At 67.8% G+C, this 24,774-nt stretch carries 21 protein-coding genes; 4 read left to right on the forward strand and 17 right to left on the reverse strand.

Going from position 1 to position 24,774, the window contains the following annotated elements:
- Positions 1 to 2 precede the first annotated feature (2 nt).
- The 4 genes from IB269_RS20255 to IB269_RS20270 all read right to left on the reverse strand — a co-directional run bounded on the left by IB269_RS20255 (position 3) and on the right by IB269_RS20270 (position 4,705).
- Positions 3 to 1,556 (reverse strand): malonate--CoA ligase, encoded by a 1,554-nt coding sequence (locus IB269_RS20255; protein ID WP_043819527.1) that lies wholly within the window; start codon positions 1,554 to 1,556, stop codon positions 3 to 5.
- 43 nt (positions 1,557 to 1,599) lie between these two features.
- Positions 1,600 to 2,787: a CaiB/BaiF CoA transferase family protein gene (locus tag IB269_RS20260; RefSeq protein ID WP_192368101.1), complete on the reverse strand. Its 1,188-nt coding sequence runs from the start codon at positions 2,785 to 2,787 to the stop codon at positions 1,600 to 1,602.
- A 17-nt stretch (positions 2,788 to 2,804) separates the two neighbouring features.
- Positions 2,805 to 3,773: a Bug family tripartite tricarboxylate transporter substrate binding protein gene (locus IB269_RS20265; RefSeq protein ID WP_192368102.1), complete on the reverse strand. Its 969-nt coding sequence runs from the start codon at positions 3,771 to 3,773 to the stop codon at positions 2,805 to 2,807.
- Positions 3,774 to 3,955: 182 nt separating this feature from the next.
- Positions 3,956 to 4,705, reverse strand: a complete 750-nt coding sequence (locus IB269_RS20270; protein ID WP_012204616.1) for an enoyl-CoA hydratase/isomerase family protein — start codon at positions 4,703 to 4,705, stop codon at positions 3,956 to 3,958.
- Positions 4,706 to 4,744: 39 nt separating this feature from the next.
- Between IB269_RS20270 and IB269_RS20275 the strand changes: the two genes are divergently transcribed.
- On the forward strand, positions 4,745 to 5,461 hold the full coding sequence (locus tag IB269_RS20275; RefSeq protein WP_013803234.1) for a GntR family transcriptional regulator: 717 nt from the start codon (positions 4,745 to 4,747) through the stop codon (positions 5,459 to 5,461).
- Between the two features lie 12 nt (positions 5,462 to 5,473).
- Here IB269_RS20275 and IB269_RS20280 read toward each other — a convergent pair whose 3' ends face one another.
- The 9 genes from IB269_RS20280 to IB269_RS20320 form a co-directional block, all read right to left on the reverse strand.
- Positions 5,474 to 6,628 (reverse strand): esterase-like activity of phytase family protein, encoded by a 1,155-nt coding sequence (locus IB269_RS20280; protein ID WP_192368103.1) that lies wholly within the window; start codon positions 6,626 to 6,628, stop codon positions 5,474 to 5,476.
- 127 nt (positions 6,629 to 6,755) lie between these two features.
- On the reverse strand, positions 6,756 to 7,754 hold the full coding sequence (locus IB269_RS20285) for a Bug family tripartite tricarboxylate transporter substrate binding protein (protein WP_012204613.1): 999 nt from the start codon (positions 7,752 to 7,754) through the stop codon (positions 6,756 to 6,758).
- 96 nt (positions 7,755 to 7,850) lie between these two features.
- Entirely contained in the window at positions 7,851 to 9,296 is a 1,446-nt protein-coding gene (locus IB269_RS20290; protein WP_192368104.1) for a malonyl-CoA decarboxylase, read from the reverse strand.
- A gap of 232 nt (positions 9,297 to 9,528) precedes the next feature.
- Positions 9,529 to 10,374 carry a prolipoprotein diacylglyceryl transferase gene (lgt, locus tag IB269_RS20295; RefSeq protein WP_225614206.1) on the reverse strand — a complete coding sequence of 282 codons (846 nt, stop codon included), beginning with the start codon at positions 10,372 to 10,374 and terminating at the stop codon, positions 9,529 to 9,531.
- A 61-nt stretch (positions 10,375 to 10,435) separates the two neighbouring features.
- Positions 10,436 to 10,900 (reverse strand): MarR family winged helix-turn-helix transcriptional regulator, encoded by a 465-nt coding sequence (locus IB269_RS20300; protein ID WP_034391791.1) that lies wholly within the window; start codon positions 10,898 to 10,900, stop codon positions 10,436 to 10,438.
- Between the two features lie 109 nt (positions 10,901 to 11,009).
- Entirely contained in the window at positions 11,010 to 12,800 is a 1,791-nt protein-coding gene (locus tag IB269_RS20305) for an acyl-CoA dehydrogenase (RefSeq protein ID WP_192368105.1), read from the reverse strand.
- On the reverse strand, positions 12,797 to 14,167 hold the full coding sequence (locus tag IB269_RS20310) for a spinster family MFS transporter (protein WP_063326633.1): 1,371 nt from the start codon (positions 14,165 to 14,167) through the stop codon (positions 12,797 to 12,799). Before IB269_RS20310 ends, IB269_RS20305 begins: the two co-directional genes overlap by 4 nt.
- A gap of 106 nt (positions 14,168 to 14,273) precedes the next feature.
- A complete protein-coding gene (locus IB269_RS20315; RefSeq protein WP_192368106.1) occupies positions 14,274 to 16,445 on the reverse strand; it encodes an acetate--CoA ligase family protein in 2,172 nt (723 codons plus the stop codon).
- A gap of 149 nt (positions 16,446 to 16,594) precedes the next feature.
- On the reverse strand, positions 16,595 to 17,437 hold the full coding sequence (locus IB269_RS20320) for a p-hydroxycinnamoyl CoA hydratase/lyase (protein ID WP_192368107.1): 843 nt from the start codon (positions 17,435 to 17,437) through the stop codon (positions 16,595 to 16,597).
- Positions 17,438 to 17,700: 263 nt separating this feature from the next.
- On the opposite strand from IB269_RS20320, the gene bfr reads away from it, so the two are divergent.
- Positions 17,701 to 18,177: a bacterioferritin gene (gene bfr, locus IB269_RS20325; protein WP_013803242.1), complete on the forward strand. Its 477-nt coding sequence runs from the start codon at positions 17,701 to 17,703 to the stop codon at positions 18,175 to 18,177.
- 192 nt (positions 18,178 to 18,369) lie between these two features.
- On the opposite strand, the gene ilvD is transcribed toward bfr, so the two are convergent.
- Positions 18,370 to 20,229: a dihydroxy-acid dehydratase gene (gene ilvD, locus IB269_RS20330; RefSeq protein ID WP_043819478.1), complete on the reverse strand. Its 1,860-nt coding sequence runs from the start codon at positions 20,227 to 20,229 to the stop codon at positions 18,370 to 18,372.
- Between the two features lie 189 nt (positions 20,230 to 20,418).
- Positions 20,419 to 20,667 carry a TIGR04438 family Trp-rich protein gene (locus tag IB269_RS20335; protein WP_013803244.1) on the reverse strand — a complete coding sequence of 83 codons (249 nt, stop codon included), beginning with the start codon at positions 20,665 to 20,667 and terminating at the stop codon, positions 20,419 to 20,421.
- Positions 20,668 to 20,773: 106 nt separating this feature from the next.
- Here IB269_RS20335 and IB269_RS20340 point away from each other — a divergent pair, with 106 nt between their 5' ends.
- Entirely contained in the window at positions 20,774 to 21,079 is a 306-nt protein-coding gene (locus tag IB269_RS20340; RefSeq protein ID WP_034398318.1) for a c-type cytochrome, read from the forward strand.
- Positions 21,080 to 21,181: 102 nt separating this feature from the next.
- Here IB269_RS20340 and IB269_RS20345 read toward each other — a convergent pair whose 3' ends face one another.
- Both IB269_RS20345 and acs read right to left on the reverse strand, forming a co-directional pair.
- Positions 21,182 to 21,664 carry a hypothetical protein gene (locus tag IB269_RS20345; protein WP_013803246.1) on the reverse strand — a complete coding sequence of 161 codons (483 nt, stop codon included), beginning with the start codon at positions 21,662 to 21,664 and terminating at the stop codon, positions 21,182 to 21,184.
- A gap of 175 nt (positions 21,665 to 21,839) precedes the next feature.
- Positions 21,840 to 23,840, reverse strand: a complete 2,001-nt coding sequence (gene acs / locus IB269_RS20350; protein ID WP_013803247.1) for an acetate--CoA ligase — start codon at positions 23,838 to 23,840, stop codon at positions 21,840 to 21,842.
- Positions 23,841 to 24,071: 231 nt separating this feature from the next.
- Between acs and IB269_RS20355 the strand changes: the two genes are divergently transcribed.
- Entirely contained in the window at positions 24,072 to 24,680 is a 609-nt protein-coding gene (locus IB269_RS20355; RefSeq protein ID WP_012204594.1) for a TIGR00645 family protein, read from the forward strand.
- Positions 24,681 to 24,774: the final 94 nt, after the last annotated feature.

Genomic DNA, 24,774 nt, shown 5'->3' on the forward strand with positions numbered 1-24,774 from the left:
ACTCAGGCGAACAGCTGCTTGTGTTCGTCGCGCAGCAGGTTCTTCTGCACCTTGCCCATGGTGTTGCGCGGCAGCTCCTGCACTACGAAGCAGCGCTTGGGAATCTTGAAATTGGCCAGCTGGCCCTTGAGCGCATCGACCACCGCCTGGGGCTCCAGCGCAGCACCGGGGCGCGGCACGACCACGGCCACGCCCACTTCGCCGAAGTCCGGGTGCGGCACGCCGACCAGGGCGCTTTCGGCCACGCCGGGCAGCTCGTTGATGAAGCCTTCGATCTCGGCCGGATAGACGTTGTAGCCGCCCGAGATGATCAGGTCCTTGCTGCGGCCCACGATGCTCACATAGCCCCGCTCGTCGAGCTTGCCCACGTCGCCCGTGCGGAACCAGCCATCGGCCGTGAACTCCTCGGCCGTCTTCTCGGGCATGCGCCAGTAGCCCTTGAACACATTGGGGCCACGCACCTGGATGTTGCCGATCTCGCCCACGGGCACCTGCTCGCCTGCGTCGTCCACGATGCGCACGCCCACGCCGGGCAGCGCAAAGCCCACGGTGCCGGCGCGGCGCTCGGACTGGCCGCCGTTGTGCGCGTCGGCGCGGTAGGGATTGGAGGTCAGCATGATGGTCTCGCTCATGCCGTAGCGCTCCAGGATGACGTGGCCGGTGCGCTCCTGCCAGTCGCGGTGCGTCTCCACCAGCATGGGTGCCGAGCCCGAGATGAACAGCCGCATGTGGGCCGCCGCCTCGCGCGTGAGCCGCGCATCCGCCAGCATGCGCACGTAGAGCGTGGGCACGCCCATGAAGACGGTGGCATCGCGCATGCGCGAGATCACCGTGCCGGGCTCGAACTTCGACAGCCAGATCATGGGGCTGCCATTGATCAGCGCGCCGTGGATGGCCACGAACAGCCCGTGCACATGGAAGATGGGCAGCGCGTGGATGAGCACGTCGCCGTCCTGCCAGCCCCAGTAGTCCTTGAGCGTCTCGGCGTTGGACAGCATGTTGCCGTGCGTGAGCATCGCCCCCTTGCTGCGGCCCGTGGTGCCGCTGGTGTAGAGGATGGCGGCCAGGTCGTCCTCGCCGCGCTCCACCACCTCATGCTCGTCGCCATGGTGGGCCGCGCGTTCCAGCAGCGTGCCGCTGCGGTCGTCGCCCAGGGTGTAGACATGGGCCACGCCCGAGGTGAAGGCGATCTTGGAGACCCAGCCGAAATTGCCCGGCGCGCAGACCACGACGGCGGGCTCGGCATTGCCCACGAAGTATTCGATCTCGGCGCTCTGGTAGGCCGTGTTCAGCGGCAGGAAGACATGGCCGCTGCGCAGCGTGGCCAGGTAGAGCATCAGCGCCTCGACCGACTTTTCCACCTGCACGGCGATGCGGCTGGCGGGCGGCAGTTGCAGCGACTGCAGCAGGTTGGCCATGCGCGCGCTGCCACGGTCCAGGTCGGCCCAGCTGTAGAACAGGCTGGCGCCGTCCGCGCCTATGGCCTCTACGGCCCACTTCTGCAGATCCTGGGGAAAGGCGGCGCGCAAGGCAGCGAACAGATTGCGGTTGGTCATGGCTGTGAAAAAGAAGGAAGAGTCCGCGGGAAGCAGGGAAATCTCAGGCACGTTCATGGTTGGGCGAAGGCTGCGCCACGGACAGCTCGCGCAGGATGCGCTCACGGTCCGCGTCCAGCGCGGGCGGCTGCCTGCGCACCAGGGGCTGATCGCACGCGGCCAGCAAGGGGTTGCCCGCCACGCGCAGCGTCTGGCCACCGGGGGCCTGCACCTGGGCCAGCATGCCGCGCTCGCGCACCTGGGGGTGCTCGACGACATCGGCCACGCTGTTGTACTCCCCCGCCGGGATGCCATTATCAGTGAGCAGGCGCAGCCAATGCGCCCTGGGACTGTCCCGCAGGCGCGCCTCCAGCGCGGCCTTGAGTTCGGCCTGGTGCTCGCAGCGCAGGGCATTGCCGGCAAAGCGCGCATCCTCGGCCAGTTCGGGCAATTGCAGCAGGCTGCACAGCTTGCGGAACAGCACATCGCTGCCCACGGCGATGACGAACCAGCCGTCCTGCGCCGCGAACACATCGAAGGGTGCCATGGACGGATGCCGCGTACCCATGGGCCCCGGCACGCTGCCCAGCGCACCGAGCCGCGCCACGGGGTTCTCCAGCAGGGCCACCTGGCAGTCGAGCATGGAGACATCGACACGTTCGCCCTGCCCCGTGCGGGCGCGGCGCATGAGTGCGGCCTGCGTGCCGATGACGGCGTACAGCCCTGCGCCCAGGTCGCCGATGGACACGCCCACGCGGCAGGGCCCGGCGCCCGGGTGGCCGGTCACGCTCATCATTCCGCTCATGGCCTGCACCACCATGTCGTAGGCAGGAAAGCCGCTGTAGGGGCCTGTCTGGCCAAAGCCAGAGACCGACGTCATCACCAGCCGGGGATGGCGCACATGCAGGGTCTCCCAGCCATAGCCGAGCTTGTCCATGGTGCCGGGGCGGAAGTTCTCGACCAGCACATCGGCGCCTTGCAGCAGGCGCTCGAAGACCTCGCGGTCCTGCGGCTGCTTGAGGTCCAGCGCAATGGATTCCTTGTTGCGGTTCACCGACAGGAAATAGGCCGACCCCCCGTCCACAAACGGCCCGATGCCGCGCGCATCGTCGCCCGTGCCGGGCTGCTCCACCTTGATCACGCGCGCGCCCAGGTCGGCCAGCATCTGCGTGCACATGGGGCCGGCCAGCACGCGCGTGAGGTCGATGACGGTAAGGCCTTCCAGCGGCAGGCCCGTGGCTTGTTCATTCATGGTTTGCTCATTCATATTCACTGCAATCCGGCGCCGGAACGCTGGGTCAGGGCCTTGGACTCCTGCCCTTCCTTGAGGGCCCAGGCGCGGAATTCTTCTAGGGATGCCGAGGGCGCGGCCAGATTGCCCTGCTTGGCCAGCCTGGCCTTCACATCGGGGTCTTCCAGGGCCTTGGTGCTGGCATCGAACAGCTTCCTGGCCACCTCCTCGGGCAGGCCCGCCGGTGCGAACAGGCCGAACCAGAAGGTGTAGTCAAAGCCCGGCACGCCGGACTCCTTCATGCCCGGCAGGTCGGGGAAGAGCGGCGAACGTTCTGCCGTGCTCACGGCCAGCATGCGCAGCTTGCCCGCCTGGGCCAGCGGCAGCACCGAGGGCGGCGTGCCGAAGGTCAGGTCCACATCGCCGGCGGCCACGGCCTGTATCGATGGCGCACCGCCCTTGAACGGCACATGCAGCATGCGCAGCCCACCGCTGGCGCCCGCGAACGACAGCGTGGCCAGGTGCGTGATCACGCCTGCGCCCGAGGAGGAATAGCTGAGCTTGTCGGGCTGGCTGCGCGCCAGCGCCACCAGATCGCCCACGCCCTGGCCCGGAAAATCCTTGCGCACGGCCAGCAGCATGGGGGCCGAACTCCAGCGCGTGATGCCCGTGAAGTTGCGCGCGCCGTCATAGCGCGCGCTCTTGTAGAGCAGCTGGTCCGAGCCATAGATATTGGCGCTGCCCAGCAGCAGCGTGTAGCCGTCGGGCGCTGCACGCGCCACATGCTCGGAGGCCAGCGTGGTGCCGGCGCCCGGGCGGTTGTCCACCAGCAGGGGCTGGCCCAGGATCTTGCCGACCTTGTCGGCCACGATGCGCGCCACCGCGTCGGCGCCGCCGCCGGGCGGAAATCCCACGACCAGCGTGACGGGCCGGGCGGGATAGGACTGGGCCATCGTGCCACCGGCCAATCCGGCCAGCAGCAACGACAGTGCAAAACGCTTGAACATGGCTTGTCTCCTGTTTATTGATACCCCCTGAGTCGCTGCGCGCCTTCCCCCAAAGGGGGACGACACCCTCGGTGCGGGAGCGGCCCTTCCTCGGTGTCCCCGAGTTGGGCCGCGCCGGTTCCGTGGGCTGTGGGCGGTAGGCAGCACCACGGGCAATCTGCGTGTATGCGGGAGGATGCGGTTCAGCGCCCCTTGAACTCCGGGCTGCGCTTCTCGCGCCAGGCCCGGCCGCCTTCCTGCAGGTCTTCGGAGGCGATGCTGCGCTGCACCTCGCGCGTGATCTCGGCCACGTCATGGCGGCCGCGCGCGATCAGGTTCAGGTGCTTTTTCATGCCGAACAGGGGGATGGGCGCCATGGCGGCCAGCGTGCCGGTGAGCTGCTCCACGGCCGCGGCGAAGGCGGCGGGATCGGCCAGATGGGTGAGGAATCCGCAGGCCTTCATCTCCGGGGCCTGGATGCGCTCGCAGGTCAGGAACAGCCGCTTGGCCGTGTCCAGGCCCAGGCGCGAGACATAGCGCTCCAGCCCGCCCGCGTAGAAATGCAGGCCCAGGCGCGCGGCCGGCATGAACATTTCGGCCGCCGTGCTGCCCACGCGAAAGTCGCAGGCCAGGGCCATGTCGGTGGCGCCGCCGTAGACGCCGCCGTGGATGGCGGCCACGGTCACGGCGCGGCATTGTTCGATGGCGTCCACCATCTCGCCGAAGCTGCTGCCCTCGGTCTGGCTGCCCTGGATCTCTGATATATCATAACCACTGCAAAAGTACTTGCCTTCGCTGCGCAGCACCACCACGCGCACGTCGTCGCGGTGGTTGATATGCTCCATGTGCGCGACCAGCGCGCCCAGGTCTTCGGGGGCCAGCTTGTTGGCCGCTTCGGGACGCTGCAGCGTGATGGTGGCCAGGTGATCCTGGATGTCGAGTCTGGGTGTCATATGTATCAGTCAGTCAATCAGATATATTTGAATTAGAAAATGCTTCCAGCCAAGCAGCCATTGGAGAAAACCCCGGCCACGTCCAGCCTGCAGGAGCGTATACGGCAATCGCTGGAAGACGAGCTGCGCTCGGGCGCCATGCGGCCCGGCGACGCCATCGACGAGCCGGCCCTGTGCGAACGCTTCGGCGCCTCGCGCACCCCCGTGCGCGAGGCGCTGCTGCTGCTGGTGGCCAAGGGGCTGGTGGAGATCGTTCCTCGCTCGGGCATCTATGTGCGGCGGCTGGATGCGCGCGAACTGGTGGCCATGATGGAAGGCCTGGCCGAGCTGGAAGGCGTGCTGGCCCGGCTGGCTGCCACGCGCATCCATGCGCAGCTGCGCGAGCGGCTGCAGGCGGCGCTGGCGCACACCGCCGCCTGCGCCCAGGCGCAGGATGCCGAAGGCTATGTGCAGGCCAACATGCAGCTGCACGAACTGATATACGAGGCCAGCGGCAATGACTTCATCGTGGAGCAGACGCGGCTGCTGCGGCTGCGCATCACGCCCTACCGGGGCCGCATGTTCGAGAAGCCCGGCCGGCTTGCGCGCTCGCAGCAGGAACACGCCACCGTGGTGGCCGCCATCTGCGCAGGCCAGGCGGAGGTGGCCGCCGAGGCCATGCGCCAGCACATCTGCGCAGGCGGCAGCGCCTTCACCGACATGGTGCTGGGCGCGCCCGCGCAGGCGGGCTACGAGCGCCCGCGCAAGTCAAGGTAGCCCGAAGAGGGCTCAGGGCCGCACTTCAAAGGCCAGGAACTGCGTGACCTGGTTGTCCGCGAAGTTGTTGTCGGCCACCAGCACCAGGGTGCGGTTGCCGTTGGCCAGGCGCGGACCCCAGGAGATGCCTTCGATGTTGTCGAGCTTGACGCCCTGGTAGGTCACGGGCATTTCCAGCAGCAGCTCGCGCTTCATGGGCTTGTAGCTGGCGCCCACCAGGCTCTTGAAGCTGCGCACGTCGGTGGTGTCGGGCTCGATGGTGGCGCGCGTCAGGCGGATGGTGTTGCCCACGCCATCGGCAAAGGCGCGCTCGATGGCGATGAACTCGTTGTTGGAGACCGCCAGCAGCTCGGGCAGGCCGTTGTCCGGCGGAAAGCTGCCGCTGGCGGCCTTGTCCAGGGGAATCTTCGGCAGTTGGTAGGCGTACTGCGCGCCGGACTTGCCCGTGGCCGGATCGAGCTTGAGGACGCGGATGACGCTGCCCGCAGCCAGCGTGGTGAGGGGGCCGTCTTCCACCAGCGCATCCTCGTTGGCCGTGAACACGCTGCCGTCGGGCGTGACGGCCAGGGCCTCGAACAGCTTGTTGTTGCGCCCTCCGCTGGTGGTGTTGTCCACGTAGTTGAAGGCCGCAGGCGTCTCGAAGTCGCGCACGAAGCTGCCGTCGACCTTGATCTCGCGCACAAAGGGCTGGAACAGGCTGGCGGGGTCGGTGCTGAAGTTGCCCTCGCTGGACACGTAGAGGTTGCCGCTGGGCGCCACGCGGATGCCTTCGGGGTCCACGGTGCGGCGTGTGCCGGGCAGGGGCTGGCCGTCGCGGCCCTTGAGCGTGACCATCTTGCGGATGGTCACGGCCTGGATGGCCTTGTCATCGAACTGAATGCCCAGGTTGTAGAAGCGCGGCGTGCCACGCTCGCCGCCGCGCTCATCGGAGATGGCCCAGTAGCTGCCATCGGGCGCGCGGTCCAGGCCGGAGATGCCGCCGAACTCCACGCCGTCGAACAGTGTCTTGGTCCTGATGCTGTAGTCGCCGATCAGCCGCAGCGAGCCGATGGTCTCGGGGCTGTCGTCGCTGCCGCCGCAGCCTGCCAGGCCCGTGGCCGTGCCGAAAGCCAGGACCAGCGCGAGCAGCACGGATGCGGGCGAGCGGACCTTGTCTGCCTTGTTCATATTCCCTCCCAGGATGGATCTCAGAAGGGATGGACCGTAGCCAAGGCCCGTGACAGGGTGGTGACATGCACGCGCATGCCACCGCCCTGTCCCTGCCCTGCCCCTGCCCTGACCGGCCCCTCGTCCGCTACTCCAGCTTGGCGCCCGAGGCCTTGACCACCTGCGCCCAGCGCGCGATCTCGCCATGCACCATGGCCGCGAACTGCTGCTGGTTCATGCCGCCGTAGTCGGCGCCGTTGCGCGCCCAGATGGACTTGATCTCTTCGGCCGAGCCTATGCGCTGCACCTGGTCGATGACCTGGGCCTGCACGGCCTGCGGCGTGCCCTTGGGCGCCCACAGGCCGTACCAGGTCGTGACCGTGTAGTCGGGCAGGCCGGACTCGGCCGCGCAGGGCACGTCGGGGAAGGCCGGATTGCGCTTGTCGCCAGAGACCATCAGCGCGCGGATGCGACCGCTCTTGATGTGCTGGGCCGACGAGCCCAGGCCGTCGAACATCATGTCCACATTGCCGGCGATCAGGTCCTGCAGCGCCGGGCCCGCGCCCCGATAGGGAATGTGGGTGATGAAGGTATTGGTCTGCAGCTTGAACAGCTCGCCGGCCAGGTGGTGCGAGGTGCCCGCGCCCGCCGAGGCGTAGTTGAGCTTGCCCGGCCGCTTGCGCAGGTCGGACAGCAGCTCCTGCACGGTCTTGTGCGGCACGTTGCGCGGGTTGACCACCAGCACCTGGGGCACGCTGGCCAGCAGGGCCAGCGCGATGAAGTCGCGCTCCAGGTCATAGTCCAGGCGCGGGTACATGGATGGCGCAATCACATGGTGGGTGCCGCCCATGAAGAAGTTGTAGCCGTCCGGCGCCAGCTTGGCCGCGTAGCTGGCGCCCAGGGTGCCGCCTGCGCCGCCGCGGTTGTCGATCACCAGGGTCTTGCCCGCGCTCTTGGCGAACTGGGCCGAGAACGGCCGGGCAAAGGCATCGGTGCCCCCGCCGGCCGGAAACGGCACGACCAGGTTCACGGGTTTGGACGGCCAGTCCGCCGCCGCGCGGGCTGCCATGGGCAGGGCCAGCGCGGCCATCGAGGCCCCGGCTGCGCGCAACACCGCGCGCCGCCCCGTGGGGTGGGAAGCTTGCATGACTTGTCTCCTTGTCGCCTCTTTGAGGCTGTCTTCGTTGTCAGGCGCAGCAGTCCCTGTGCAAGAAAAGGGGCACGGCCTGCGCCGCGCCCCTTTTCATTTGCACAGGGCTTCGATGTCCGAGGACACCGGTATGCGGCCCTGCGCCAGCAGGCCGCGATGCTTGTCCAGGCGCTTGAGGTCGTAGAGGTAGTTGACCATCAGCCCCAGCGACTGCTTGAGTCCCTTGGCCGACAGGTCGGCCGCCCAGTTGAGCCGCTCCACGCGCGCGCCGTTGCCCAGGTGAAAACGCGCCACCGGGTCCAGCGGCCGGCCCTTGGCCGTCTCGCGCCCCAGATAGTGGGCAGCGCAGAACAGCAGTGCGCGGCGCACAGGTGCGTCGGGCTTGAGATCCTGCGGCGCGTCCAGCGCCGCCAGCAGGTGCTCGGCGCCCATGCCGCCGGCCTTGAGCTCGAAGGCCTTGCGCTGGCGCTCGTCCATCTTCTCCAGGATGGCATCGCCGTGCTTGGCGATCCAGGCACGCAGGCCCGGAATGGGAGACAGCGTAGCGAAATGGCGCAGCCGGGGGAACTCGCCCGTCAGCGTCTCCACCACATGCTTGATCAGCGAGTCGCCAAAGCTCACGCCGCGCAGGCCGGTCTGGGTGTTGCTGATGGAGTAGAAGATGGCCGTGGTGGCGCGGCCCAGGTCGGCGGCCGCCGCCGTCTCGTCCAGCAGCGGGGCGATGCTGTCGGACATCTTGTCCACCAGCGCCACCTCCACGAAGATCAGCGGCACGGTGGGCATGCGCGGGTGGAAGAATCCGTAGCAGCGACGGTCGCTGTCCAGGCGGTTCTTGAGGTCGGCCCAGCTGCGGATGTCGTGCACGGCCTCGTACTGGATGAGCTTTTCGATCAGCGAGGCCGGCGAGTCCCAGCTCAGGCGGCGCAGCTCCAGCAGGGCCACGTCGAACCAGTTGGCAAACAGATGCTCCAGCTCGGCGTCCAGCGCGGAAAAGCGCTGCTGCTCCGCCTTGGGCAGGGCCAGCAGTTCGGCGCGCAGGTCCACCAGAAAGCCCATGCCGCCCTGGGGCTGGGCAAAGCGCTGCAGCAGCCGCGTGCGCGGCGACATCAGCGCGCGGCGCAGGTCCATCTCGGCCTGGCCGCGCTCGGCATCGCTGGTCGCCGTGTCATAGCGCTTGCGCGCGGCCATCAGGGCTTCGGTATCGGGGCCGAACTGCTCGACGATCAGCGCCCAGAAATCCTTGTGCGCAGGCAGCTCGGCCTGGGCGTACCAGTCCATGAGCAGTTGCGCATGGCGGCCGCCCTCGACATCGCTCAGGCCGGCGTCGGCGGCAGCCTGCAGGTCTTCCATGAGCTTGCGCAGCTCGCGCGGGGACAGCACTTCCTGGCCGCGCCGCAGGGTGGCCTGCAGGCGCTGGGCCGTGCCGCGCGGCGCGGGTCCCTTGGCTGCCTCGCCCTCGGACTTTGTTGCAGGCGCAGCCGCATCGGTGCTGCGAAAGCGGGACACATTGCGGGCAATCCAGTCAGTAGCCAGACCCATTCAGAAGTTCCTCCATGTCAAGCGGTCACGGGACTGTCATGCCGCCAATCGGCCAATGACAATCTTTTGCTGCTCACATTATGAGAGTCTGCACGGCAGACCGTGTACGCCGATGTCGCGTTCTTGTCTTCGGGCTATCCCCATGCACGCCCCTGCCCCCTCTCCCGCCAATCTTGCACAAAAAAACAAAGCGGGCACCAGGCCCGCTTCGTATCCGTGCGTACCGCCGGTCTCAGGCCGGCTTGCCCGCCTGGGCAGGATAGGCCGGGCGCCCCGCGGCCCAGAACCACATGGCGATGCCGCCGATCACCATGGGCACGCACAGCCACTGGCCCATGCTCATGCCCAGCGACAGCAGGCCCAGGAAGTCATCGGGCTCGCGGAAGTACTCGGCAATGAAGCGGAAGGCGCCGTAGCCGACGAGGAAGACCGCCGCCACCTGGCCCGGCTTGTGCTCCTTGCGCGCATACAGCCACAGCAGCACGAACAGCAGCAGGCCTTCCAGCAGGAACTGGTAGACCTGCGAGGGGTGGCGCGGCAGCATGGAGCCGCTTTGCGGGAAGACCATGGCCCAGGGCAGCTCGGGGCTGGCGAAGCGACCCCACAGCTCCCCGTTGATGAAGTTGCCGACGCGGCCGGCCGCCAGGCCCGTGGGCACGCAGGGCGCGACGAAGTCGGCCACCTCCAGCCAGGAGCGGGCCCGCGAGCGCGCGAACCAGACCATGGAGGCGATCACGCCGACCAGGCCGCCATGAAAGCTCATGCCGCCCTGCCAGACATAGAAGATCTCCAGCGGGTGGCTCAGGTAGTAGCCCGGCTTGTAGAACAGGCAGTAGCCCAGCCGGCCGCCGACGACCACGCCGAGCACGCCCAGGAAAAGAATGTCTTCCACGTCCTTGCGCGTCCAGGCGCGGTCGCCCTGCATGCGCACGAAGGGCGGGTGGCGCAGCCTGCGCGTTCCCAGCCAGAGGAAGAGGCCGAAAGCGGCCAGATAGGTCAGGCCGTACCAGTGCACGGCGAGGGGCCCGATCTGCAGGGCCACGGGATCGATCTGCGGGTACATCAGCATGGTCGGCATTGTGCCGCAGCGCCGCATGGCCGGCGCCGGCCAGGGGTTGGAAAGCGGGCGGCGCGGCGGTTCAGCCCGGCTGGCTTTCCTGGATGGCCATGAGCTTGTCCAGGGCCGCGAACAGATGGCGCTGCTCGGTGGAGGTCAGCAGCTGCTCCAGCTCGTCTTCCAGTTGCACCACCACGCCCTCGGCCCGCGCCTGCAGCGCGCTGCCTTCGGCCGTCATGTGCAGCTGCTGCAGCCGGCGGTCGCGCGGATCGGGCTGGCGCCCGATGAGCCCGCGCTGCACCAGGCGCTCGACCACCGGCACCAGGTTGGAGGGCGAGATGTCCAGCGCCTCGCCCAGCTGGCGCAGGTAGATGCCGGGATTGGAGTGGATCAGCACCAGGATGGAGAACTCGCTGGGCTTGAGGTCCAGTTCGGCCACGCGCCGCGCGAACAGCTTGTGGATGTGGATTTCCGCGCGCGTGAGGCGGTAGCCCAGGAAACGCTGCAGGCGCGACTGATCGACGGCGGGTTCGGAGGAGCTGTCCATGGACACGGATCTGGAAGAGGAAGAAGGCACACCGAGGCAAAGCCGCCCCGGCGCCTGCGGATCTTCAGGGCCGGTGCGGCGTTCCATCATAAAAGCCCCGACTGCCCGCTCAGGCCACGGCAGCCGGCAGCGGCGTGCGGGCGGCGGACTCGGTGCGGCGCAGCCAGTGCTCCGCATCCAGCAGCCCATGCGCGAAGAACCAGGCCGCGCTGTCCGCCTTGGAGCGGCGCAGCGCCGGATCGGCCAGCGGCTGGCTGACGCGCGCCGCGCGCGCCCAGGCAAAGGCCATGCACAGCGTGCCGACTAGGCGCAGATAGTCCTCGGCGCAGCGCACCAGCAACGGGGCGTCGCCTGCGGCGCGGGCGCACAGCGCGCCCGTCAGCGCTTCGGTGCGATCGCTCCAGCTGCGCAGCGCGCCGGCCAGGCCGGGCTCCATGCCCGCCGCCTCGCAGGCAGCGGCCTCCTCGCGCAGTGCCGCCAGCAGCGGCGCCAGCGCGGCCCCGCCGCTGGCGGCCACCTTGCGCTGCAGCAGGTCCAGCGCCTGGATCTGGTTCGTGCCCTCGTAGATCATGGCGATGCGCGCATCGCGCAGCGTCTGCTCTATGCGGTACTCGTGCACATAGCCATAGCCGCCGAAGACCTGCAGCGCCTCGCTGGCCAGCGCAAAGCCCCGCTCGGTGAAGAAGGACTTGACCACGGGCGTGAGCAGCGAGGCCAGCGCATGGGCCTGGGCGCGCTCCTCGGCATCCGGCGCCTGTTCGGCCAGGTCCAGCTGGTGCGCCACCCAGCCTGCAATGGCGCGCATGCCTTCGGTCCACACACGCAGGTCGGCCAGCATGCGCTGCACGGCCGGCTGCAGGGCGATGGGGTCGGCGGGGCCCTGCGCATCGGCGGGCCGGGGCTGGGCGCGCATCTGGCGGCGCTCGGCCGCATAGGCGCGCGCCAGTTGCCAAGCCATCTCGGCATGGCCCAGGCCCTGCAGGCCCACGTGCAGGCGGGCGGAATTCATCATCACGAACATGGCGGCCAGGCCCTGGTGGGGCTGGCCCACCAGCCATGCCTGCGCACCCTCGAAGCGCATGGCGCAGGTGGCGCTGCCCTTGATGCCCATCTTCTTTTCGATGCCGTCGCAGTGAATGGCATTGGGCAGGAACCCGCCGCCGTCCTGGGGAATGCCGCGCGGCGCCAGGAAGAGCGACAGCCCGCGCGTGCCTGCCGGCGCATCGGGCAGGCGCGCCAGCACCAGGTGCACGATGTTCTCGCTCATGTCCTGGTCGCCGCCCGAGATGAAGATCTTGCTGCCGTCCAGGCGGTAGCTGCCATCGCCCCGGGGCCGGGCCTGGGTGCGCAGCAGGCTCAGGTCGGAGCCGGCCTGGGGCTCGGTCAGGCACATGGTGGCCAGCCAGCGCCCGCTGACGATGTGCGGCAGGTAGGTGGCGCGCAGGTGCGCGTCGCCATGCGCGTGCAGGCAGGCATAGGCGCCGTGCAGGATGCCCGGGTACATGGTCCAGCCATGGTTGGCCGAGGCCAGCATTTCGTGCAGCGCGGCATCCAGCAGCTGGGGCAGGCCCTGGCCACCGACCTCGGGCGCGCAGGCCAGGGCCGGCCAGCCGGCTTCCAAGAAGGCCGCATAGGCCTCGGGAAAGCCGTCGGGCGTGCGCACCCTGCCCTCTTCCAGTCGGCAGCCCTGCAGGTCGGCCGGGCCGTTGAGCGGCGCCAGCACGTCGGCGCAAAAGCGCCCGGCCGCCTCGACCACCATGTCGGCCGTCTCCTGGTCCAGGGCTTCATGGGCCGGCATGCGGCGCCAGTCGGCCTCTGCACCCAGCCAGTGCTGCTGCACGAAGCGGATGTCCTGCAGCGGCGGCTGGTAATGCGAGCAAATTGATGCCTGCGCGCTCATGCCCGGCCCTCCATGGCCGCGACCAGGCGGCGGTAGGGACCGATGGCGCTGGCCAGGCACAGCACGGACAGCAGCGCGGCCAGGGCGGACACCAGGCCCAGCGACAGGCCCACGAGCTTTTCGTCATGGAAGACGAAGTCCGTGAAAAAGGCCACGAGGAAAGGGCCGAGCCCCAGGCCGATCAGGTTGATCAGCAGCAGGTAGATGGAAGTCACCTGGCCGCGCAGCTGGTTGGGCGTGACCGCCTGCAGGATGGGCGGCGCCAGCGCCACCGGCATGCCCAGGAAGAAGGTGGTGACCGCCACGGCCACCAGGGCCACGGTGGGCGAAGGCGCAAAGGCCAGCACCAGGCCGCTGGCGATGAGCACGCCGGTGGCCACCAGCGAGATGACGATCGAGCCCACCTGCTTGCCGCGCGCCGTGAGGTAGTCGGCCAGGAAGCCGCTGAGCAGCATGCCGCCAATGCCGAAGGTCAGGATGATGACGCCGTAGGCGGGGCCGATCTCGCCGGGCGTCCAGCCCCACTGGCGGATGAAGGTGGCCGGCAGCCAGGCCGTGACGCCGAAGGTGATCATGGCCGTGATGCCCGGCGCCAGCAGCAGCGGCAGGAAGGCGCGCTTGTTGCGGAACACATGGGACAGATCGGGCGCGGGGCCTGCCGCAGCGGCGGCCCTGGCGGAGGCGCCTGCCGCCTGCAGGCCGCGGCGCACCGGCTCGCGCACGGTGTACATCAGCGCCACCAGAGGAATGCCGGGCAGGGCCACGAAGATGAAGGCCGCCTGCCAGGGCTTGAAGCTGCCCAGCAGCGGGAACACCACCTCGCCGGCCTGGCTGGTGGCCTGGATGACCAGGCCGCCCACGATGAAGGCCGTGGCCGAGCCGATGTACACGCCCGAGGTGTAGATGCTCATGGCGCGCGCGCGGCGCTCGGGCGGGAAGTAGTCGGCCAGCATGGAATAGGCAGCCGGCGACAGCGCCGCCTCGCCCACGCCCACGAACATGCGCGCCACGAACAGCGAGACAAAGCCCGTGACATAGCCGCCGGCCGCCGTGGCCACCACCCAGATCGCCATGCCGATGACGATGAGGTTGCGGCGGTTCCAGCGGTCGGCCAGGCGGCCCAGGAAGATGCCGACGAAGGTGTAGAAGATGGCGAAGGCAAAGCCGTGGACGATGCTGAACACCCAGTCCGACAGCTGCAGATCCTTCTTGATGGGCTGCACCAGCAGGCCCAGGATCTGGCGGTCCACGAAGGACAGGGTGTAGGCCAGCAGCAGGATGATGGTGACGTAGTAGGCATAGCCGAGTCCGTTCGACTCGGCCGGCGCGGGCGTGGACACGCGGCCCGGCGGGTAAGGCAGGCTCATGGAGACCTCCTGTGGAGGAAGGGAAAGCGGAAAAAAGAAAGCGGGAAAGCGAGACAGGGCTGCGCATGAAAAGGGCCGGCGCGCCGCGCCAGCCCTTGCGCGGGCATCAGCCGGCGCTGTGCTCGACCAGCATCAGCGCATCAAGCGCCACCACGCCCTGCCCTTCGGGCAGCACGATGACCGGGTTGAGGTCGATCTCGCGGATGGCCGGCGTGCCGCGCAGCACCTGGCTCAGGCGCACGATGAGCTCGGCCAGCGCCTGGCGGTCCAGCGCCGGGGCGCCACGGTAGCCGTGCAGCAGCGGCGCGCCCTGCAGGCGGTCCAGCTCGCGCAGCACCTCGCCGGTGGACAGGTCGGCGTCCAGCAGGCGCGCATCGCGCATGATCTCGGCCGTCACGCCGCCCAGGCCGGCCAGGATCACCGGGCCCCACTGCGGATCGTTGCGCGCGCCGATGATCATCTCCAGGCCGCGTTGGCCCATGGCCTCGATCAGCACGCCGTCCAGCGCAATGGCGCTGTCATAGGCCGCCACGTTGGCATGCAGCCGGCCCCAGGCCTCGCCCATGGCCTGCGCATCGGCAATGTTCAGGATCACGCCGCCCGCATCGCTTTTGTGGCTGAGGTCGGCGGACTGCGCCTTGAGCGCCACGGGCCAGCCGATCTCCGACGCAATCGCCACGGCCTGCTCGACCGAGGTGGCCAGCCGGCCGCGCGCAAAGGGTATGCCGGCCTGTGCCAGCACGGCCTTGGATTCGTACTCGGGCACCACCGTGCGGCCTGCGGGCAGGTCCAGGGCGACGGGCCGGGCATCGGTTCGCTCGAAACTGCGCTGGCTGAAGGCGGTCAGGCGCTGCACGGCGCGCAGGGCACGCTCGGTGCTGGGGAAGTACGGCACGCCCAGCGCACGCATCTCGGCGATGAACTCGGCAGGCACGGCCGCGCCCTCGTCCAGGCCCGCGACGATGACGGGCTTGGCCGGCCGCAGCTCGCGCACGGCGCGCAGCACGGGTGGCATCTTGATGCCGCAGGTCACCGGATCGCCCTGGATCAGGCCGACCAGGACGGTGGAAAAGCGCGCATCGCCAAACAGCGCATCCAGCGTGCGGAAATACAGGTCCGGCTCCACCAGGCCCTGGGCCGTGAGGTCCAGCGGGTTGCTCACACCCACGAACTCGGGCAGCGCAGCCCGCAGCGCAGGCGAGTCGTCGTCGCCGATGGCGGGCAGGGCCAGGCCCAGTTCCTCGGCCCAGTCCAGCGTCAGCGCCTTGAAGGCGCCGGACTCGCCCAGCACGGCAACTCCCGCTGCAGCGGCTGCACCGGCCCCACCAGCCGATGGCAGCACGGGGCAGCGGATGGCGATCTCGGCGATGTCGCCCAGCTCCTCCAGTGTCTCGGCAAACACGGCGCCTGCGCGCTCCAGCTTGGTGCGCATCAGCGCATAGTCGCCGGCCATGGCGCCGGTGTGCGTGGCGGCCGAGGCGCGCGCCGCACTGCTCTTGCCCGGATGCAGCAGCACCACGGACTTGCCCAGGCTGCGCGCACGGGCCACGGCGGCCAGGATGCGCGCGGGCTGGCGGAACTGCTCGACGATCATGGCGACCACGCGCGTGGAGGGCTGCTCCAGCAGGAAGTCCACATAGTCCTCGGCATGGCTGGCGGCCTCGTTGCCCGTGGAGATGGCGTGCGACAGCGGCAGCGCGCGGCTGGCCAGCGTGGTGCACAGCACGGTCATCATGGCGCCGCTTTGCGAGACCACGCCAATGGCGGGCCGCGCGGCATCGGCCTGCTGCGCGTCGATATTCACCTCGACAAAGGTCAGCGGCACGCGCTGCAGGTAGTTGATGCAGCCCAGGCAGTTGGGGCCTTCCACCACCATGCCGGCCTCGGCGGCAATGCGCGCGATCTCGCGCTGCTCGGCCATGCCGCGCTCGCCCGCCTCGGCAAAGCCTGCCGAGAAGATCACCGCCGCGCCCACGCGGCGCGCCGCCAGTGCGCGCACCGTGTCCAGCACAAAGGGCTGGGGGATGGCCAGCACGGCCACATCCACGCCTTCGGGCAGCTGATCGACCGAGGCCAGGCAGGCCCGCCCGGCGATCTCGCTGCGCTTGGGATTGATCAGGTGGATGTCGCCGGCAAAGCCGTTGCGCTCCAGATTGCCCAGCACCGATGCGCCCAGCGCACCCGGCGTGGCCGAGGCGCCGACGATGGCGATGGAACGCGGCCTCAGCAGCCTGCCGATGTCGGGCCGCAGGGCGGCCGCCATCTCTGTCGTTGTCATTCTTGTCTCCAATGATTAAAGCTGGGAGGCCTACCGCCCGTGGTGGACGCTGCCCAAGCGAGGGACACAGAGGAAGGGCCGCCCCGCACTGAGGGTGTCGTCCCCCTCCCTCGCGAAGCGAGTTAGAGAGGGGGAAGGCGCGAAGCGCCTCAGGGGGTGACTTGCTTGCTCAAGTCGTAGGTTCCGAGACCTGGCTTGTAGGTCTTGTCGTCCAGGAACTGGCGCATGCCTTCCTTGCGGCCTTCGTTGTCGAAGCTGTTGGCGGCTTCCTGGGCACGCACCAGGTAGTCCTCGGCGTTGTCGTAGCTCATGTCGCGCACGCGGCGGATGGCGTCCTTGGTGGCCTTCAGGGCGCTGGGGTTCTTCTGCAGCAGGGCCTCGGCCACTTCGGTGACGCGGGCCTGCAGGCGATCGGCCGGCAGCGACTCGTTGACCAGGCCCCACTCGGCGGCCGTGCGGCCGTCGATGTTCTCGCCCAGCATGGCGTGGTACATGGCACGGCGGAAGGACAGCAGCTCCACCGCCACCTTCGAGGCGCCGCCACCGGGCAAGATGCCCCAGTTGATTTCGGACAGGCCGAACTTGGCGTCATCCGAGGCAAAGGCCAGGTCGCAGGCGAACAGGGGGCCGTAGCCGCCGCCGAAGCACCAGCCGTTGACCATGGCAATGGTCGGCTTCTGGAACCAGCGCAGGCGGCGCCACCAGCCATAGCTCTCGCGCTGGGCCTTGCGGGTGCCGGCCAGGCCGGTGGCCTCGGTCTCGCGGAAGTATTCCTTCAGGTCCATGCCGGCCGTCCAGGCCGTGCCTTCGCCTGCAAGCACGACCACGCCCACGTCGTCACGGAACTCCAGGTCGTCGAGCACACGCATCATCTGGCGGTTGAGCTGGGGGCTCATGGCGTTGCGCTTTTCGGGGCGGTTGAATTTCACCCAGGCCACGCGGCCTGTGACGGTGCAGGACACGGTCTGTTCTTCGGTACGTTCGGTGCTCATTGCGCTTCCTTGTGCAAAGGGGAAATGGGGTTTTGGACACCGATGCTTCGGCTCCATAATCGTTATGATAAATAACTATTATTGAAGCCCGCAATACAGCGTTTACCCTAGCTCCATCCCCCCGCCAGCCTGCCGCGATGCGAATGCTTCTGCGTCGCGCATGCATGCAATGCGCCGTCCACGGGGAATTGCAGCGCGCTCTTTGGCCCAAGGGCCGGTTCACGCGATACTTGCGGCGTTCACACAGTCAGGAGAAGAAGAACATGCAAGGCCAACCAGAAGTCATCGAATGCCTCATAGAGTTGCTGCGCGGCGAGCTTGCCGCGCGCGACCAGTACTTCATCCACTCGCGCCAGTACGAAGACCAGGGCCTGCTGCGCCTGTTCGAGCGCATCGGCCATGAGATGGAAGAGGAAACCCAGCACGCCGACGCCATCCTGCGCCGCATCCTGTTCCTGGGCGGCCGCCCCGACATGCGCCCGCACGAGTTCACGCCCGGCGAGACCGTCGAAGAGATGCTGCGCAAGGACCTGGCCACCGAATACCGCGTGCGTGACAGCCTGCGCTCGGCCATGGCCCTGTGCGAGCGCCACAGCGACTTCAACAGCCGTGACCTGCTGCTGGCCCAACTGCGCGACACGGAAGAAGACCACGCCTACTGGCTGGAGAAGCAACTGGGCCTGATCGAGAAGATCGGTCTGCCCAACTACCTGCAAAGCAAGATGGGCGAGCCGGCCTGAAGACAAGTCGCCCCACGATGAAAAGCAAACCGGCAGCCACGATGAAACGGCAAGCCGGTCGCCCCGCGATGAAACAAGAGCCCTCAAGGGCCTGAGAGAAGAGAAAAGAAAAAGGGATGGAAAGCCGCAAGGCCTTCCATCCCTTTTCATTTTCATCGGGTGCGCACCGCCGGGCGGCGGTGCTGCCCGGTGTCAGTCGTCCAGCAGGGACAGGTCGCGCACGGCGCCCTTGTCGGCCGACATCACCAGCTTGGCATAGGCCTTGAGCGCGGCCGACACCTTGCGCGGGCGCGGCTCGGCGGGCTTCCAGCCCTTGGCATCCTGCTCGGCACGGCGGCGGGCCAGTTCCTCGTCGGAGACCAGCACGTTGATGCTGCGGTTGGGAATGTCGATGCGGATGCGGTCGCCGTTCTTCACCAGGCCGATGGCGCCGCCAGCGGCAGCTTCCGGCGAGCAGTGGCCGATGGACAGGCCCGAGGTGCCGCCCGAGAAGCGTCCGTCGGTCAGCAGTGCGCACTCCTTGCCCAGGCCCTTGGACTTGATGTAGCTGGTCGGGTAGAGCATTTCCTGCATGCCGGGGCCGCCCTTGGGACCTTCATAGCGCACGACGACGATGTCGCCGGCCTTGACCTTGTCGTCCAGGATGTTCTGCACGGCCTCGTCCTGCGACTCGGTCACGTGGGCCGTGCCTTCGAACACATGGATGCTTTCGTCCACGCCGGCCGACTTGACCACGCAGCCGTCCAGGGCGATGTTGCCCGTCAGCACGGCCAGGCCGCCTTCCTTGGAGAAGGCGTGCTCGTAGGAGCGGATGCAGCCTTCTGCACGGTCCAGGTCCAGGCTGGGCCAGCGCGTGTTCTGGCTGAAGGCCACCTGGGTGGGAATGCCGGCCGGGCCTGCCAGGTAGAAGTGCCTGACAGCCTCGTCCTGGGTGGTGGTGATGTCCCACTGCGCCAGGCCTTCGCCCAGGGTCTTGGCGTGCACGGTGGGCACGTCGGTGTGCAGCTTGCCGGCGCGGGCCAGCTCGCCGAGGATGGCGAAGATGCCGCCGGCGCGGTGCACATCCTCAATGTGGTATTTCTGCGTGTTGGGCGCCACCTTGCACAGCTGGGGCACGGAGCGCGAGAGGCGGTCGATGTCGGCCATGGTGAAGTCGATCTCGGCTTCACGGGCAATGGCCAGCAGGTGCAGGATGGTGTTGGTGGAGCCACCCATGGCGATGTCCAGCGTCATCGCGTTCTCGAAGGCCTTGAAGCCCACGGAGCGCGGCAGCACGGAGGCGTCTTCCTGCTCGTAGTACTCGCGGGCCAGCTCGACGATGCGGCGGCCGGCGCGCTTGAACAGTTCCTCGCGGTCGGCATGCGTGGCCAGCACCGTGCCGTTGCCGGGCAGGGACAGGCCCAGCGCCTCGGTCAGGCAGTTCATGGAGTTGGCGGTGAACATGCCCGAGCAGGAACCGCAGGTCGGGCAGGCCGAGCGCTCGACCTGGGCGACCTGCTCGTCGGTGTAGTTGGAGTCGGCCGCGATCACCATGGCATCGACCAGGTCCAGCTTCTTGAACTCCAGCTTGTGCGTGTTGGGATTGGCCAGCTTGGTCTTGCCCGCCTCCATGGGGCCGCCGGAGACGAAGATCACCGGAATGTTCAGCCGCATGGCGGCCATCAGCATGCCGGGGGTGATCTTGTCGCAGTTGGAGATGCACACCAGCGCGTCGGCGCAGTGGGCGTTGACCATGTACTCCACCGAGTCCGCGATGATGTCGCGGCTGGGCAGCGAATACAGCATGCCGTCGTGGCCCATGGCGATGCCGTCGTCCACGGCGATGGTGTTGAATTCCTTGGCCACGCCGCCTGCGGCCTCGATCTCGCGCGCCACCAGCTGGCCCAGGTCCTTGAGGTGGACGTGGCCCGGAACGAACTGCGTGAAGGAGTTGGCGATGGCGATGATGGGCTTGTCGAAGTCGCCATCCTTCATGCCGGTGGCACGCCACAGGGCGCGCGCACCGGCCATGTTGCGGCCGCCGGTGGAAGTCTTGGAACGGTATGCGGGCATGGGGAATCCAGTTGTCTGTCGTCTCGGTCCATCCCTGGTCCTGTGGGGAAGGCCAGGGTCTGGGCGAAGATTATGGCGCAGCGCCCGCCGCACCGCTGGGGCACAGGAATGCCCCGGCCGGCATGGGCCGCCCCTTTGCAGACCCCAGGCATCGCCTGCGGCGAAGCCTGCGCCGCCGTTCAAGGCCCCTCAGCGGCGCGAACGCGAGCGCGTGCCCGTGCCCATGGCTTCCTTGTTCTTTTCGATGCGCTTCAAGCGCCGCTGCTCGATCTTGTCGGCCGCGCGCCGCTTGGTGTAGCCAGAGGTGTCGGCCCAGGCCCACCAGGCTGCCGTCACACCATAGGCGCCCAGGATGACGTACCAGGACCAGGAGGCCACAGGCTCGATATCGGCCAACTTCAGCAGGGTGAGCAGGACCGCGATTCCCAACAGATACATAACTTCTCCTTCACCAGACGGTGCTTCACACGAGGTAACGCATCAGGCATGCGCGCCCACTACAATGTTTCGCATAATTATTCCCGACAACCCCCAGGAACTCATGATGAAGCAGACATTGATCGCATTGGCCTTGACCGTCGTCACCGTGGCTCCCGCCATGGCCGACCAGGCTCTTGCCGCCTCCAAGAACTGCATGGCCTGCCACGCCGTGGACAAGAAGCTGGTGGGCCCGTCCTATAAGGATGTGGCCTCCAAGTACGCAGGCCAGAAGGACGCGGTGGACAAGCTGGCCGCCAAGATCATGAAGGGCGGCAGCGGCGTCTGGGGCCCGGTTCCCATGCCCGCCAACCCCCAGGTCAACGATGCCGACGCCAAGAAGCTGGCCGCCTGGGTGCTGTCGCTGAAGTAAGTTCCGCCGGCCTCCCGCCTCGGGGCCCGCAACGAAAAAACCGCGCAACGCAAGTCGCGCGGTTTTTTTCATGGTCCGCCCGTGATTCCAGGCGCGAGCCGCCTACCTGTAATCCGGAGCGCCTGCGCCGGGCTGCTGGTACAGGCGAACCTGCTGCTCCAGCTGCCCCACATAGGCGGCCGTGCTGTTGTCCGACTCCTGGGCACGCTGCACAAGGTGGGCCTCCAGCCCGTCCAGCCGCGCCATCAGCACTTCCTTGTCACGCGCATGCAGGTCTTCCAGCACGGTGCGCAGTTCGGTGAAGCGCGAGGCCTCGGCCTTGTCGGCCAGGTCACGCTGGGCCTGCATTTCCTTGGCGTGGCGGCGCGCCTCCATCAATACCGAGCCCTGCAGCCACAGCACATAGGCGACGAAGAACACGCCCAGCAGGCAGGTCAGCGCCAGCATCAGCACGCCCAGCGGCGCCTGGACTTCGGTCACGCCAAGCGACACGACGGACGGCGCGGCCAGCGTGTTCCAGTTGAATGCCGCCAGCAGCGCAATCAGGGCCACGGTGATCAGCAGCGACAGGGTTCTCAGATTCATGGTGCAACGCCTCCCTCGGCAGTGGTGAAAACAACAGCTTCGGTTGTACTGCAGCCATCATGCCTGAGCTGTCGGCCCACACAAAATAGGACTGCAAGACAGCGCGCCGCCCGCAGTCCAGCCAAGAAAAAACCGGAGCCTGTGCTCCGGTTCTTCATGGCGGGCGTGTCCGCCCTCAGTTCGTCTCGGCCAACTGGTCGAGGATGGCCGGGTTCTCCAGCGTGCTCGTGTCCTGGGTGATGGCCTCGCCCTTGGCAATCGAGCGCAACAGGCGGCGCATGATCTTGCCGCTGCGCGTCTTGGGCAGGTTGTCGCCAAAGCGGATGTCCTTGGGCTTGGCGATGGGGCCGATTTCCTTGGCCACCCAGTCGCGCAGCTCCTTGGCGATCTGCTTGGCCTCCTCGCCCGTGGGACGCGAGCGCTTGAGCACCACGAAGGCGCAGATGGCCTCGCCCGTCAGGTCATCGGGGCGGCCCACCACGGCGGCCTCGGCCACCAGGTCGGTCTTGGACACCAGGGCCGACTCGATCTCCATCGTGCCCATGCGGTGGCCCGAGACATTGAGCACATCGTCGATGCGGCCCGTGATGCGGAAGTAGCCACGGTCCTCACTGCGCACCGCGCCGTCGCCGGCCAGGTAGGTCTGCCCGCCCAGCTCGGCCGGGAAGTAGCTCTTCTTGAAGCGTTCGGGGTCACCCCAGATGGTGCGGATCATGCTGGGCCAGGGCTTGGTGACCACCAGCAGGCCGCCTGCGCCGTTGGGCAGTTCATGGCCGGTCTCGTCGACGATGGCGGCCATGATGCCCGGCAGCGGCAGCGTGCACGAACCCGGCACCAGCGGCGTGGCGCCCGGCATGGGGGCGATCACGTGGCCGCCGTTCTCGGTCTGCCAGAAGGTGTCCACGATGGGGCAGCGCTCGCCGCCCACATTGCGGTGGTACCACATCCAGGCCTCGGGATTGATGGGCTCTCCCACGCTGCCCAGCAGGCGCAGGCTGGACAGGTCCGAGTTCTTCGGATGCACGGCGGCATCGCCGTCGGCGGCCTTGATCAGCGAGCGGATGGCCGTGGGCGCCGTGTAGAAGATGGTGCAGCCGTGGCGCTCGATCATCTGCCAGAAGCGGCCCGCGTTGGGGAAGGTGGGCACGCCCTCGAACACGATCTGCGTGGCGCCAGCGGCCAGCGGACCATAGGCCACGTAGGTGTGGCCGGTGATCCAGCCGATGTCGGCCGTGCACCAGAACACGTCGCTGGGCTTGAGGTCGAAGGTCCACTCCATGGTCTGCTTGGCCCACAGCACATAGCCGCCCGTGCAGTGCTGCACGCCCTTGGGCTTGCCCGTGGAGCCGCTGGTGTAGAGGATGAACAGCGGGTGCTCGGAATCCACGGCCACGGGCGCGCACTCGGTGCTCTGGCCGGCCAGGATCTCGCCGAAGGTCTTGTCGCGGCCTGCCGTCATGGCACAGGCCGTGGCCGTGCGCTCGTAGACGAAGACATGGCGCACGGCCTCGCAGCCGCCCAGCGCCAGCGCATCGTCCACGATGGCCTTGAGCGGCAGTTCCTTGCCGCCGCGCATCTGGTAGTTGGCGGTGATCACGGCCACGGCGCCCACGTCCACGATGCGCTCCTGCACCGCCTTGGCCGAGAAGCCGCCGAACACCACGCTGTGGGTGGCGCCGATGCGCGCGCAGGCCTGCATGGCGATCACGCCCTCGATGGTCATGGGCATGTAGATCAGGACACGGTCGCCCTTTTGCACGCCCTGCGCCTTGAGCGCGTTGGCGAACTGCGAGACGCGCTCCAGCAGTTCGCGGTAGCTGACCTTGGTGACCTCTCCGCCATCGGCCTCGAAGATGATGGCCGTCTTGTGCTCGACGTCCGTGCCCATGTGCTTGTCCAGGCAATTGGCGCTGGCGTTGAGTTCGCCGTCGGCGAACCAGCGGAAGAACGGGGGATTGCTGTCGTCCAGCACCTGGGTGAAGGGCTTGGACCAGACCACGTTCTCGCGCGCCAGGCGGGCCCAGAAGCCCTGGTAGTCGTTCTCTGCCTCGGCGCACAGCGCCTTGTACTGCTCCATGCCGGAGATGCGGGCCTTGGCGGCGAAGTCTGCCGGCGGCGGGAAGACCCGGTTCTCCACCAGTACCGATTCAATGGGGGATGCTGTTGCGGTGCTCATGCTTGCTTGTCTCCTGGGCTGGCCAAATAAAAATTGTGGTGTGACTGTCGGGGGCCGGTCTTACATGCCACTGACTGAAACCCCCTTGGGCGCGTCTACCTGGGGATTCCCCGCAGTTCCTGGCTGTCACTGGCAATGGCCTGTTTCGCCGCTAAAATCGCGCGCCCGTTTTCCACGGCCATTGTCCCCTCCCATCCACGCTCCCACACCAGACAAGCGCGACCGACCACCATGGCCCGCCAGCAAAACTCCAATCGAGCCCCCGGCTCCCCCCTGCGTCCCCTGCCTTCCCTGATCTTCGCCAGCCGCTGGCTGCAGCTGCCGCTGTACCTGGGCCTGATCGCCGCCCAGGGTGTCTATGTCTGGCACTTCCTGCTCGAGTTGTGGCACCTGATCGAGGCCGCCTTCGGCAACCAGGAAGCGCTGCAGGCGCTGATCACCAGCATCGGCTACAAGCACGATGCGCCCATCGGCGCGCTCAACGAAACCATCATCATGCTGGTGGTTCTGGCGCTGATCGACGTGGTGATGATCTCCAACCTGCTGATCATGGTCATCGTGGGCGGCTACGAGACCTTCGTCAGCCGCCTGGGCCTGGACAGCCACCCCGACCAGCCCGAGTGGCTGGGCCACGTGAACGCCTCCATCCTCAAGGTCAAGCTGGCCCTGTCCATCATCGGCATCAGCTCCATCCACCTGCTCAAGACCTTCATCAACGCGGGCAGCTACGACGTCAAGGTGCTGATGTGGCAGACCATCATCCACGTCACCTTCCTGGCCAGCGCCCTGGCCATCGCCTACACCGACAAGCTGATCAACAGCACGGCCAGCAACCACTGAGCCGGCGGCATCCCGCACCAAAGCCCCGCAGCGCCAGCCGCCGCGGGGCTTTTTTCATGGGCGGGCGCAGGCAAAGGGTCGGACACCTGCTGGC

Origin of the sequence: Delftia sp. DLF01 (genome assembly GCF_014852125.1) — a bacterium.
In the GTDB taxonomy this organism is placed as follows: domain Bacteria; phylum Pseudomonadota; class Gammaproteobacteria; order Burkholderiales; family Burkholderiaceae_C; genus Comamonas; species Comamonas acidovorans.

What these genes read in the sequence shown, in the direction of transcription:
- IB269_RS20255 (WP_043819527.1), bottom strand. Translation starts at nt 1,556, where the DNA reads ATGACCAACCGCAATCTGTTCGCTGCCTTGCGCGCCGCCTTTCCCCAG.
- IB269_RS20260 (WP_192368101.1), bottom strand. Translation starts at nt 2,787, where the DNA reads ATGAATGAACAAGCCACGGGCCTGCCGCTGGAAGGCCTTACCGTCATC.
- IB269_RS20265 (WP_192368102.1), bottom strand. Translation starts at nt 3,773, where the DNA reads ATGTTCAAGCGTTTTGCACTGTCGTTGCTGCTGGCCGGATTGGCCGGT.
- IB269_RS20270 (WP_012204616.1), bottom strand. Translation starts at nt 4,705, where the DNA reads ATGACACCCAGACTCGACATCCAGGATCACCTGGCCACCATCACGCTG.
- IB269_RS20275 (WP_013803234.1), top strand. Translation starts at nt 4,745, where the DNA reads ATGCTTCCAGCCAAGCAGCCATTGGAGAAAACCCCGGCCACGTCCAGC.
- IB269_RS20280 (WP_192368103.1), bottom strand. Translation starts at nt 6,628, where the DNA reads ATGAACAAGGCAGACAAGGTCCGCTCGCCCGCATCCGTGCTGCTCGCG.
- IB269_RS20285 (WP_012204613.1), bottom strand. Translation starts at nt 7,754, where the DNA reads ATGCAAGCTTCCCACCCCACGGGGCGGCGCGCGGTGTTGCGCGCAGCC.
- IB269_RS20290 (WP_192368104.1), bottom strand. Translation starts at nt 9,296, where the DNA reads ATGGGTCTGGCTACTGACTGGATTGCCCGCAATGTGTCCCGCTTTCGC.
- lgt (WP_225614206.1), bottom strand. Translation starts at nt 10,374, where the DNA reads ATGCCGACCATGCTGATGTACCCGCAGATCGATCCCGTGGCCCTGCAG.
- IB269_RS20300 (WP_034391791.1), bottom strand. Translation starts at nt 10,900, where the DNA reads ATGGACAGCTCCTCCGAACCCGCCGTCGATCAGTCGCGCCTGCAGCGT.
- IB269_RS20305 (WP_192368105.1), bottom strand. Translation starts at nt 12,800, where the DNA reads ATGAGCGCGCAGGCATCAATTTGCTCGCATTACCAGCCGCCGCTGCAG.
- IB269_RS20310 (WP_063326633.1), bottom strand. Translation starts at nt 14,167, where the DNA reads ATGAGCCTGCCTTACCCGCCGGGCCGCGTGTCCACGCCCGCGCCGGCC.
- IB269_RS20315 (WP_192368106.1), bottom strand. Translation starts at nt 16,445, where the DNA reads ATGACAACGACAGAGATGGCGGCCGCCCTGCGGCCCGACATCGGCAGG.
- IB269_RS20320 (WP_192368107.1), bottom strand. Translation starts at nt 17,437, where the DNA reads ATGAGCACCGAACGTACCGAAGAACAGACCGTGTCCTGCACCGTCACA.
- bfr (WP_013803242.1), top strand. Translation starts at nt 17,701, where the DNA reads ATGCAAGGCCAACCAGAAGTCATCGAATGCCTCATAGAGTTGCTGCGC.
- ilvD (WP_043819478.1), bottom strand. Translation starts at nt 20,229, where the DNA reads ATGCCCGCATACCGTTCCAAGACTTCCACCGGCGGCCGCAACATGGCC.
- IB269_RS20335 (WP_013803244.1), bottom strand. Translation starts at nt 20,667, where the DNA reads ATGTATCTGTTGGGAATCGCGGTCCTGCTCACCCTGCTGAAGTTGGCC.
- IB269_RS20340 (WP_034398318.1), top strand. Translation starts at nt 20,774, where the DNA reads ATGAAGCAGACATTGATCGCATTGGCCTTGACCGTCGTCACCGTGGCT.
- IB269_RS20345 (WP_013803246.1), bottom strand. Translation starts at nt 21,664, where the DNA reads ATGAATCTGAGAACCCTGTCGCTGCTGATCACCGTGGCCCTGATTGCG.
- acs (WP_013803247.1), bottom strand. Translation starts at nt 23,840, where the DNA reads ATGAGCACCGCAACAGCATCCCCCATTGAATCGGTACTGGTGGAGAAC.
- IB269_RS20355 (WP_012204594.1), top strand. Translation starts at nt 24,072, where the DNA reads ATGGCCCGCCAGCAAAACTCCAATCGAGCCCCCGGCTCCCCCCTGCGT.